A 2,352-nucleotide genomic window follows, 5' to 3' on the forward strand; every position below is an offset into this window, starting at 1 on the left:
CCCGAGGGCATCCGCGACACGCTCAACGCGCAGTCCCCAGAGGTCATGGTCGCGGCCCAGCCTGGGACGTCGAGTGGCGGATTGTCTCTGTCCGCCCTCGAGGACGTCCTCGAACGAGCACGCTCGGCCGACGCCGTGCTCATCGGCTGCGGACTCGGCCGGGACGACGAGACCCTCGAGGTCGTGCGCCGCTTGGTCCCCATGATCGAGGCCCCTGTCGTCCTCGATGCCGACGGCCTGACCGCGTTCTCACCCCAGTTCGGGGGCTCGCCCGCCGCGTTCGCCGACCGCCGGGGGCCTCTCGCCCTGACACCCCACCTCGGCGAGGTGCGCCGGCTCCTCGAGAGCCGCCAGGCCGGCGCGGCCAACGACGTGTTCGATCCCGAGGATCGTCCCCGAGCGGCGGCCGATCTCGCGCGTCGGTGGGGTGCCACAGTCGTGCTCAAGGGGATGCCGAGCGTCGTCGGCCTCGAGGGCGGTGAGGCCGGCGCGGCACACGGGCGCGCCATCATCGGACCACCGGGCGAACCGGCACTCGCCACGGCGGGCAGCGGCGACACGTTGGCCGGGACCATCGCGAGCCTGCTCGCTCAGGGAGGGACCGCCCTCGAGGCCGCCGTCTGCGGACTCCACCTCGGCTCCCGAGCGGCACGGATCTGGGCCGACGAGCATGGTGGCGCAGGGCTGATCGCCTCGGACATCGTAGACCTGCTGCCTCGCGCGGCACACGCGCTCCGCTCATGACCGCCCGCCGCCTCGCGATCCTGTGGTCGGTCGCCATCGTCGTCGCGTGCCTGGTTCCTGGCCAGGGACTCCCCTCGGTCCAGATCGTCTCGTTCGACAAGCTGATCCACGTCCTCCTCTTCGTCGGGTTCGGGCTTTTGTGGATGCGAGCGGCTCCAGGGGTACCGGGACGCATCCTCTTGACCGGCGTCGTGTTTGGGATCGCCATCGAGGTCGCGCAAGGCACTTTGCCCGTCCACCGGTCGGCCGACGTGTTCGACGCGATTGCAGACGCGATCGGAGTAGTGATCGGCGTGGGAGTCGGACGCTGGTTGTTTGCGTCAGACTCGGCAACGTGAGCAACGCGTGTGGACGAGCCGTGTCCCTAAGGCACACTCCCCACGCTCCCATGACTCCCGCCCCTTCGGATGACCTCCGCCGCCGGTACCCTCTCTACGCAGAAGCCGGACTGGCCGGTGCTCTCTTGCTCGCCATCCTGGCCTTCACCGTCCCCGTCGAGGCCTCGAGCATTCCTGTCGTGGCCGCTCCCGACACAGACCCTCTGATTCTGTCCGAGGTACCCCAGACGGCCGAGGCCTTTACACCTCCACCGCCACCGCCGGCTCCTCCGCCACCCGTCGAGGTCCCGGACGACGTCGAGGTCGTGGACGACGTGATCCAGCAACTCCGTCTCCCTAACGAGTTCGCTGTCCCGCCATCGGCACCATCGGCCCCCGTCGTCGTGGCCCCGCCGCCGACCGTCCCTGACGTCGAGCCCCCGACGCTCCCACCGGTGGTCGCTGACGAGGACGTCGTCTTTACCGTGGCCGAGGTTCAGCCGGAGTTGATCGGCGGTCTGGCCGCGCTCCAGGCGGCCGTCGAGTACCCCGAGTTCGCCCGTCGCGCCGGGATCGAGGGCCAGGTCGTCGTCCAGTTCGTCGTGGATGAGCGCGGCAACGTCGTCGACCCCGTCGTGCTCCGCTCGCCCAACGAGCTCTTGAGCGAAGCCGCCCTCGAGGCCGTCCGCGCCAGCCGGTTCACGCCGGGCCAGCAGCGCGGCCGTCCGGTCAAGGTCCGGTTCGCCGTCCCCGTCACCTTCCGACTCCGGTAGAGCCCGTCTTCGAGGGCGCAGCAACTTTCGTGGAGGCCACGTGTCTAGGGTGTGAAGGGACGATTTGCACTCGCCCCTGTCGCAGGCCTTCACGTCTCCTTACCTTTGGGACTGAGGCCCGACCCGGCCGCCCCTCCTCTCCACACTATGGCCCTTTACAAGACCCCGAAGGCGGACCTGAAGCGGAAGTACCCGCTGTACCTCCAGGCCGGCCTCCTCGCTTCGCTCGGGCTCATCATCGCCGCGTTCACCGTTCCGCTCCCGGACGGCGAAGACGTGGTCATGATGGACGACTCCCAGGAGATCATCGAGCTCGAGGACATCCAGCAGACGATCGAGATCCAGCCGCCGCCGCCACCGCCGCCGGCCCCGCCGCCGCCGCAGGAGGTGCCCGACGACGTGGAGATCGAGGAGGACGTGATCGACGAGATCGACCTCGACCTCGACGACGTTCCGCCGCCGCCGCCGGCACCACCGGCACCACCGGCCCCGCCGCCGCCGACCCCGGACGCCCCTCC

General features: G+C 70.0%; 3 protein-coding genes and 1 pseudogene. All 4 read left to right on the plus strand.

Features of this window, described 5'->3' with window-relative positions:
- Positions 1–744 (plus strand): NAD(P)H-hydrate dehydratase (locus WBA11_RS08315; protein WP_424520232.1); only part of this gene is annotated, 744 nt, incomplete at its 5' end.
- The gene (locus WBA11_RS08320; RefSeq protein WP_424520233.1) at positions 741–1,082 is read left to right on the plus strand and encodes a VanZ family protein; all 342 of its coding nucleotides are present in this window, start codon (positions 741–743) and stop codon (positions 1,080–1,082) included. The genes WBA11_RS08315 and WBA11_RS08320, both read left to right, overlap by 4 nt.
- A gap of 50 nt (positions 1,083–1,132) precedes the next feature.
- Positions 1,133–1,834, plus strand: a complete 702-nt coding sequence (locus WBA11_RS08325; RefSeq protein WP_424520234.1) for an energy transducer TonB — start codon at positions 1,133–1,135, stop codon at positions 1,832–1,834.
- A gap of 147 nt (positions 1,835–1,981) precedes the next feature.
- Positions 1,982–2,352: pseudogene (locus WBA11_RS08330) on the plus strand (energy transducer TonB); the annotation flags it as partial.

Source organism: Rubrivirga sp., assembly GCF_049648075.1.
In the GTDB taxonomy this organism is placed as follows: Bacteria; Bacteroidota; Rhodothermia; order Rhodothermales; family Rubricoccaceae; genus Rubrivirga.

Excerpts from the sequence above, each read along its gene's own strand:
- WBA11_RS08325 (WP_424520234.1), top strand. The coding sequence starts at position 1,133 with ATGACTCCCGCCCCTTCGGATGACCTCCGCCGCCGGTACCCTCTCTAC.
- WBA11_RS08320 (WP_424520233.1), top strand. The coding sequence starts at position 741 with ATGACCGCCCGCCGCCTCGCGATCCTGTGGTCGGTCGCCATCGTCGTC.